Origin of the sequence: Microbacterium sp. K27, assembly GCF_004794435.1 — a bacterium.
GTDB classification, from domain to species: domain Bacteria; phylum Actinomycetota; class Actinomycetes; order Actinomycetales; family Microbacteriaceae; genus Microbacterium; species Microbacterium maritypicum_A.
The window spans coordinates 38,874-46,574 of record NZ_SSDK01000020.1; the positions used below are offsets into that span (position 1 = coordinate 38,874).

Here is a 7,701-nt window from a genome sequence, read left to right on the forward strand (position 1 = left end):
GTACGTTGGCAGGATTCCTTCCCGCATTCGCCCGAATTCGCGCGACCGTACCTCACGTACCCCCGCTCTGGGCGCTGCCGAGTGCACGGGAACTCGCCGAGCGAACGGGGTATCCACGTCGGGAAGCCGTGCACTCGTCGAGACCCCGTGCGCTCGGCGGAGGGGGCACACGGAGGGGGCGGGGCGGGACGGGACGGCGGGGCAGGGGCGGGGGCGGAGGGCTACTCGGCGACGCGAGCGGCGATGTCGGTGCGGTAGTGGGAGCCGTCGAGATGAATGCGGGCGATCGCCTCGTACGCGCGGTCGCGCGCGGTGCGGAAGTCGGAAGCCACCGCCACCACGTTCAGTACACGGCCTCCCGTCGCGATGAGCGATCCGCCGGGAGCATCCGGGCTCGCGGTCGCGGCGTGCACGATGCGGACGCCCTCGACGGCCGCGGCTTCCGCGAGGCCCTCGATCGGGCGGCCGGTCTGCGGTGCCTCGGGGTATCCCTCGCTGGCCAGCACGACCGTGATGGCGACATCGTCGCTGAACACGGGATCCGGCTGGTCCTCGAGGGTTCCCGAGGCCGCGGCGAACAGCAGGTCCGACAGTGGGGTGACCAGTCGCGGCAGCACGATCTGCGTCTCCGGATCTCCGAAGCGCGCGTTGAACTCGATCACGCGCACGCCGGCGGGAGTGAGGATCAGGCCCGCGTAGAGGAGTCCGATGAACGGCGTGCCCTCTGCGTCGAGCTGGCGCACCACGGGAAGTGCCACGTCGCGCGTGACCTCGTCGACGAAAGCCTGCTCGCTGCCGAACTGCTCGGTGAGCCAGGGCAGCGGCGAGTAGGCACCCATGCCACCGGTGTTGGGGCCGGCGTCGCCGTCGAGTGCGCGCTTGAAGTCCTGGGCGGGGCTGAGCGCACGCACGGTGTCGCCGTCGCTCAGGAAGAACAGGGAGACCTCGGGACCGGACAGGAACTCCTCGATCAGCACCGGGCCGGCGGGAAGATACTGCTCGGCGTGCGCGAGCGCCTCGGCGCGGTCGGACGTGACGATGACGCCCTTGCCCGCAGCCAGACCGTCGGCCTTCACGACGTAAGGAGCGCCGAGATCGTCGAACGCGTTCTCGACCTCTGCCGTGGTGGCGGCGCGCACGGCACGGCCGGTGGGCACGCCGGCGGCATCCATGACCCGCTTCGCGAACGACTTCGAGCCCTCCAGCTGCGCTGCGGCCTTGCCCGGTCCGAACACCGGGATGCCGCGGACGCGCAGGGCATCCGCGACTCCGGCGACGAGCGGAGCTTCGGGGCCCACCACGACGAGGTCGATCGCGTGCTCATGCGCGAACGCGGTGACCGCGCCGCCGTCGAGCGGATCGAGCGAGACGGGGCTCGCATCCTGTGCCATGCCGGCGTTGCCGGGAGCCACGAAGATCTCGTGCTCCGTCTGCTCAGCCCGCAGGGCGAGGATGATCGCGTGCTCACGGGCACCGGAACCGAGGACGAGAATCTTCACCCGTCCAGACTACCGAGGGTCGCGCTCCGGGTTTCGGTGGGGCTCAGAGGTCGACGGTCCGTTCGACGGCAGCATCCCAGGTCACGGTCCAGCCGGCCGCGTCGAAGAGCGCATCGAGCACCATCGCGGTGAAGCCCCAGACGATCGTGCCGTCGACGTCGAACGCCGGGCCCCGGAACGTGTGCCCCATGCGGGTGATCGTCGAGGTGAACCGGGTCTCGGGGGCGAGCAGTTGCGCGACGGGAACCCGGAACACCTCGACCGTCTCGGCGTGATCGACCGCCACGACCCGCGACGGCGACTGCCACCATGCCAGGACGGGCGTGACGAGATGGTTGCTCGCGGCGAGCGGGATCTCCGGCAGCGTGGCCAGGATCTCGACTCCCGCCGGATCGAGCCCGGTCTCCTCCTCGGCTTCGCGCAGCGCCGTGGCGACGACGTCGGCATCGTCCGGCTCCACGCGTCCACCGGGGAATGAGACTTGACCGGGGTGGGACGAGAGGGTGGGCGCGCGTCGCTGCAGCAGCACGTCGAGGTCACGGGCGACGGCCGCGTCGGTCGTGGGGGCGGGGATGCGATCGAGCACGCCGAACAGGATGAGCACAGCCGCGTCGTGCGCGCTCTGCGGGTCGGCGAGTGGCGGGATCCGCACGCCCCACGAATGGTCGGCGACTGCCGCGAGCAGCTCGGCGCGGGCGCCCTGGGGATGCATGCTCATGCGTCCGAGCATAGGACTCGTCGCGCGCGGTCGGTCGTAGTCTGGAGAGATGGCCAGGAAGATCGACATCGTCGACGGACGCGCGGCTCTCGATGCCGTCCGCTCCGCGGATGCCTCGGGCGTGAAGCCGCAGCGCATCGATCTCGCCACCGCCGTGCGCTATCTGCTGCAGCTGCTCGACGAGAAGGCGCCGGGCAACAGCGTGGAAGTGCGAGTGCCTCCCTTCGGTGCGGTGCAGGTCATCCAGGGTCCTCGACACACCCGTGGCACGCCGCCGAACGTGGTGGAGATGGATGCGGCGACCTGGATCGCCGTGTCCACCGGCACGGAGCGATGGGCGGATGCCGCAGACGGCGGACGCATCCACGCTTCGGGCACGCGCGCCAACTTGAGCGACGTGCTGCCGGTGCGTCCCTAGCGCAGCCCCACCGGACCTCGCGAGGGGATGAGGCTCCGGGCTTGGCGTCCGCCCCGCTGGATGGCGTGTCAGGCGCGGTCGTGGAGGGTGATCCGGTATCCGTCCGGGTCGGCGAAGGTGAAGGTGCGCCCGAAGGGTCCATCGATCGGGTCCGCGACGATGGTGTGGCCATCGGCGAGGAGTGCATCGTGGATGGACTGGACATCAGTGGCGTGAAGCCAGATCGCGGTGCCGATGCCGGGCTGGGCGACACCGGTCAGGTCGGTGCCCGGGGCGATGTCCCGGAGGGCGAACGCGATCGGAGCCGTCTCGAAGACGACGGCGTGAGGCGGTCCTGCCGGGGAGCGGACGAGGCCGAGGTACTGCTCGTAGAACGTCTGCGAGGCGTCGAGGTCGCGTGCCTGAAGGGAGATGAAGTCGGGGCCGGTGACGGGCATGAGGCAAGTCCTTCCATTTGTGTCAGTTTTCTGACACGGGTCAGCGTATGTCAGAATACTGACATGAGTCAAGACCACGACGGGATCGACCTCGACACCTCACTGGGCTACCTGCTGAAAGAAGCGTCCAGCGCCCTGCGTGCCGCGATGGAAGAGGTGCTGCGCCCGCTCGGGATGACCATCACCCACTACTCCTGCCTCGAACTGCTGGCGCAACGACCCGGGCTGTCGAACTCCGAGCTCGCGCGCGGCGCATTCGTCACGCGACAGTCGATGAACGTGCTGCTGCAGGCGCTGGAGCGGGACGGGTTCGTGACCAGGCCGGCGGAGGCCCCGGTCGGCAAGGCTCTCCCCGCCCGCCTCACCGACCGCGGTCGTGAGAGTCTCGCGACGGCGACTGCCGCCGTCCGCTCGGTCGAGGTCCGGATGCTCTCCGGCATGACCGAGGACGAGCAGGCGGGTGCGCTGAAGATCCTCCGGAGCATGATCCGCTCGCTGCGGGAGGAGTCCTAGCCCCGAGCGGATCAGCGCCGAGCGACCACCAACGGAACCCCGGTCACCGGATGCGGGAACACGTCGACCGCCTGGCCGTAGACCTGCTCGATCCGCTCGGCGGTCAGCACCTCGGCCGGAGTGCCCGTCGCCGCGACCCTGCCCTCGGCGAGCAGCGTGACGCGGTCGGCATGCGCGAGGGCGGCATTGAGGTCGTGCAGCACGATGGCGACCGCGATCCCGGCATCCGCGCGTCCGCGGATCAGCCGCATGACGTCTTCGTGGTGCTTCAGGTCGAGAGCCGCGGTCGGTTCGTCGAGCAGCAGGAGGCCGGTGCTCTGGGCGAGCACGCGGGCGAGGGCGACCCTGGCGCGCTCGCCGCCGGACAGCGACGGCACCGCACGGGCCCGGAGTGCCGTGACCTCGGTCTGCGCCATCGCTGCGGACACCCGTTCATCGTCGTCGTCGGCCGCCGGTGTGCGGGCCCAGGGAGTCCTTCCCATCCGCACGACCTGCTCTGCACTGAACGGAAACGTGACGGTGTTCTCCTGCAGGAGCACAGCCCGCTGCTGGGCGAGCGTGCGCGGCTTGACGCGCTCGATCGGCTGGCCGTCGAGCTCGACCGCGCCGGCCTGTGCTGTGACATCTCCGGCGAGCACTCCGAACAGGGTGGATTTGCCCGCCCCGTTCGGCCCGACGAGAGCGTGGACCTCTCCGGAGCGGATCGCGATGGACGCGTCGTCGAGGATCGTCCGCCCTTCGCCGACGCGCACGGTGAGTCCCGACCCGCGGAGCCTGACGGTCATGCCCACCCTCCCGAGCGACGACGGGTGCGCACGAGCAACCACAGGAAGAACGGGCCGCCCACGAGCGAGGTGATCATGCCGATCGGCAGGTCGGCGAGCGGCACGGCCGTGCGGGCCACGAGGTCGGCGACCGCGATGAGCAGTGCGCCGCCGAGTGCCGAGGCGATCACGAGCGGCACGTGGGCGGGGCCGATCATCATCCGCATCAGATGTGGCACGACGAGACCGGCGAATCCGATGATCCCGGCGAAGGCGACCGCCGCGCACACCAGCAGCGCGACCGTCACGATCACCACGATCCGCAGCAGCTCGACATTGACGCCGAGGTGTCGCGCGGTGCGCTCGCCGAGGGCGAAGAGGTCCAGGCTCGGTGCGACGATCAGCGCGACCACCACGCCGATCAGCACGAGCGGCGCGACGAGCTGGATGTTCGACCACAGCGCGCCGTTCAGCGACCCGAGCTGCCAGAACACGATCTGCTCGCGGGTGGATGTGGTGCCGAGGAAAGTGAAGAAGGCCATGCCGGCACCGGCGATCGCATTGATGGCGATACCGGTGAGCAGGAGGGTCACGACCTCGGTGCGACCTCCGGAGCGACTGATGAAGTACACCGAGAACACCGCGACCAGGCCCCCGAGGAATGCGAACGCGGGCGTGGTCCACATGCCGAAGGTCGCGAGCCCGAACGTGATGCTGGCCGCTGCGCCGAGCGCCGCGCCCGAGGAGACGCCGACCACGCCCGCGTCCGCGAGCGGGTTGCCGAAGATCGCCTGCATGAGCACACCCGAGACCGCGAGGGCGGCGCCGACGAGGAGGCCGAGCACGATGCGGGGCATGCGCAGGGTGAAGATCACGCCGTAGTCGGTGGATGCCGACGGAGCCCACGCGGTGTCGACCCCGACGCCGCGCAGGAGCACGCCGATGAGGGAGGCGGGGGAGAGGTCGTACTGCCCGCTCGTGATCGACACGATGCACGTGATCGCGAGCGCGATCCCCAGGCCCACCGTCACCAGGGTGAAGCGCAGACCCCGGTGCCTCGTCGGAGTCGGGGTGACGACCTCCCCGGTCACTTCGCGGGCTCGGGGGCGTACAGGGCGCGGGCCAGAGCGCCGATCACGTCGGCGGTGCGCGGACCGAAGCTCAGGATCTCGCTGTCGGCCATGTCGATCACGCGACGGTTCGCACCGGCGGGGGTCTGCGCCACGGCGGGGATCCGCTCGATCAGCCCGTCGATGCCGCCCACGGATTCGAGCCCGTCGGTCATCATCACCAGCACGTCGGGCTGCGCGGCGACGAGGGCCTCGGCGGTCATCGGCTTCATGCCCTCCCACCCGATCTCGGCCGCCACATCGACCCCGCCCACCGCGTCGATCAGCGAGTCGGCTCCGGAGTCCTCTCCGAAGATGTAGTAGACGTTCGCGCTGCCGCGGACGTAGAGGAACAGCATCCGGGCGCGATCGGCTTCGTCGGCGGGAACGATCTCGGCGATCTCCGCGAGCGTCTCGTCGACCGAGGCGTCCAGTCGATCGATGAGCGCTTCCCCGCGGCGAGGCACGCCGAGCGCGGTGGCGATCTCGGTCACGAGTGCGTCGGTGGTGTCGAGCCGACGGTCGCTGGAGATCACGACGACGGCGATGCCCGCGTCGCGCAACTGCTGACGCACCTCCTTCGGGCCGATCGTGGTGTCGGTGAGGACGACGGTCGGGGCCAGCTTGAGGATCGCCTCGGCGTTGAGCGTGTGGCCGGTCTTGGTCACGACGGGAAGGTCTTCGGTGCCGGCGAAGACGGTGGAGGCGTCGCGACCGACGACCTGATCGCCGAGCCCGAGCGCGAACACGGTCGACGCGATCGTGCCCGAGATGTCGATCGGGAGGATCCGGTCGATATCGGTGATCTCGATCTCGTGGCCTTCGCTGTCGATCACCGTCACAGGCAGCGTCGGAGCGCTGTCGTCGTCGACGGGCTCGATCGCATGGGTCGAGAGGCAGGCAGTGGATGGGCCGGTGTGCGCGCGGACGTCGTCGATCAGATCGAGTGCGGCGAGCGGGACGGATGCCTGGGGGCAGTCATCGTCGGCGACGGCGGCCGGTGCGGCCGTGCCTCCCGGCTCGGCGCAGGCCGTGAGTCCGACGGCCAACGCGGCGACGAGGAGAAGGGCAGAAGCGCGACGCATTAGGCAAGGCTATCCTAAAACTTGACGCGCGCTGATTCCCCCCTCTACGCTCGGGTTCGGCGGCTTACTTAGCTAAGCCTAACCAAAACCCAACCTTCGCCCGACTGCATTGCGGCACCGCCGGCGCGCGTGTGCTTCTGCGCGCCCGGAGCCGTGGAGAACCGTGAACGCCACAGCCACAGCATCCCCGGGGAGCGCACGCATACGCGTGCTGCTCGCCGCCTTCGTCTCCTTCCTTCTCATCGCCGCCGGCGCCGTGATCGTGCCACCCGCGCACGCCGCCGGCGCGACGGTCACTGCCACGGTCGCCTCCGCAGGCACCTCCGGAGTGAGCGTGCAGGTGCAGGCGAGCGGTCTCCCCGAAGTCGAGGGCGCATACGCGGCGCTCATCGTGAAGGGGACGGAGGCGGGCCTCTCCGGTGGTGGCGGGTACGCCGCCTTCGTGATGCCGACCGTCGCCGGAGGGGCGAGCACGTTCACGCTCGACGCACCGGCCGGCTCGCTGGACCGCACGAAGACCTATGAGGTTCTCGTCTGGCAGAAGCACTCGAACCCGAACGAGACCACGATCTACGGCCGCGGCGACGTCGGCATCTCGGCCGGGCAGTGGGACGCGGTGTTCGGTGCCGCCCCCACGGATCCGGGGACCGACCCCGGTACGGATCCGGGGACCGACCCCGGTACGGATCCGGGGACCGACCCCGGTACGGACCCGGGGACCGATCCTGGCACGGACCCGGGGACCGATCCTGGTACGGACCCGGGCGAGACCCCGAAGTCGGCGACGATCGAGGTGTTCCTCGCCGACGGCACGACTCCGGCCGCCGGTGTGGCGCTCAAGGCCGGCGACAAGGTCGTGGTGAAGGGATCCGGCTACGACCCGGCCGCGAACCTCGGGACCGAGGGCCGTGGTGTGCCGATCCCCAAGAACCTCCCGCAGGGGACCTACGTCGTGTTCGGCAACTTCGCCTCGGCATGGCAGCCGTCCACCGGCGCCGCTTCGGCGACGCGATCCTCCGGAGCGCAGGCCTGGGCTCTGGCCGAAGGCGTGCTGAACCAGGTTCCCGCGCAGTACCAGAGCGCGATCCGCGCGCAGTGGGTCGACATCGCGGCCGACGGCACGTTCCAGGCGACGCTGACCCTGAAGGATGCCGCGGC

At 70.2% G+C, this 7,701-nt stretch carries 8 protein-coding genes and 1 pseudogene; 3 read left to right on the forward strand and 6 right to left on the reverse strand.

Annotated elements, in window-relative coordinates:
• Positions 1-221 precede the first annotated feature (221 nt).
• Both purD and DW307_RS00715 read right to left on the reverse strand, forming a co-directional pair.
• On the reverse strand, positions 222-1,499 hold the full coding sequence (purD, locus tag DW307_RS00710) for a phosphoribosylamine--glycine ligase (RefSeq protein ID WP_021199212.1): 1,278 nt from the start codon (positions 1,497-1,499) through the stop codon (positions 222-224).
• Positions 1,500-1,542: 43 nt separating this feature from the next.
• Positions 1,543-2,217: an NUDIX hydrolase gene (locus tag DW307_RS00715; RefSeq protein WP_081859751.1), complete on the reverse strand. Its 675-nt coding sequence runs from the start codon at positions 2,215-2,217 to the stop codon at positions 1,543-1,545.
• A gap of 49 nt (positions 2,218-2,266) precedes the next feature.
• On the opposite strand from DW307_RS00715, the gene DW307_RS00720 reads away from it, so the two are divergent.
• The gene (locus DW307_RS00720) at positions 2,267-2,635 is read left to right on the forward strand and encodes a sterol carrier family protein (protein ID WP_136023660.1); all 369 of its coding nucleotides are present in this window, start codon (positions 2,267-2,269) and stop codon (positions 2,633-2,635) included.
• A gap of 68 nt (positions 2,636-2,703) precedes the next feature.
• On the opposite strand, the gene DW307_RS00725 is transcribed toward DW307_RS00720, so the two are convergent.
• On the reverse strand, positions 2,704-3,072 hold the full coding sequence (locus DW307_RS00725) for a VOC family protein (protein WP_136023661.1): 369 nt from the start codon (positions 3,070-3,072) through the stop codon (positions 2,704-2,706).
• A 63-nt stretch (positions 3,073-3,135) separates the two neighbouring features.
• On the opposite strand from DW307_RS00725, the gene DW307_RS00730 reads away from it, so the two are divergent.
• Positions 3,136-3,585, forward strand: coding sequence for a MarR family winged helix-turn-helix transcriptional regulator (locus DW307_RS00730; RefSeq protein WP_029266907.1), 450 nt, complete (start codon positions 3,136-3,138; stop codon positions 3,583-3,585).
• An 11-nt stretch (positions 3,586-3,596) separates the two neighbouring features.
• Here DW307_RS00730 and DW307_RS00735 read toward each other — a convergent pair whose 3' ends face one another.
• From DW307_RS00735 to DW307_RS00745, 3 genes are read right to left on the reverse strand one after another with little or no spacing between them, the layout of a single operon-like run.
• The gene (locus DW307_RS00735) at positions 3,597-4,370 is read right to left on the reverse strand and encodes a heme ABC transporter ATP-binding protein (RefSeq protein WP_029266908.1); all 774 of its coding nucleotides are present in this window, start codon (positions 4,368-4,370) and stop codon (positions 3,597-3,599) included.
• Entirely contained in the window at positions 4,367-5,440 is a 1,074-nt protein-coding gene (locus DW307_RS00740) for a FecCD family ABC transporter permease (RefSeq protein WP_136023662.1), read from the reverse strand. The genes DW307_RS00735 and DW307_RS00740 overlap by 4 nt, the downstream gene beginning before the upstream one ends.
• Positions 5,437-6,543 carry a heme/hemin ABC transporter substrate-binding protein gene (locus DW307_RS00745; RefSeq protein ID WP_136023663.1) on the reverse strand — a complete coding sequence of 369 codons (1,107 nt, stop codon included), beginning with the start codon at positions 6,541-6,543 and terminating at the stop codon, positions 5,437-5,439. Before DW307_RS00745 ends, DW307_RS00740 begins: the two co-directional genes overlap by 4 nt.
• A 163-nt stretch (positions 6,544-6,706) precedes the next feature.
• Between DW307_RS00745 and DW307_RS00750 the strand changes: the two are divergent.
• A pseudogene (locus DW307_RS00750) lies at positions 6,707-7,701 on the forward strand (hypothetical protein); the annotation flags it as partial.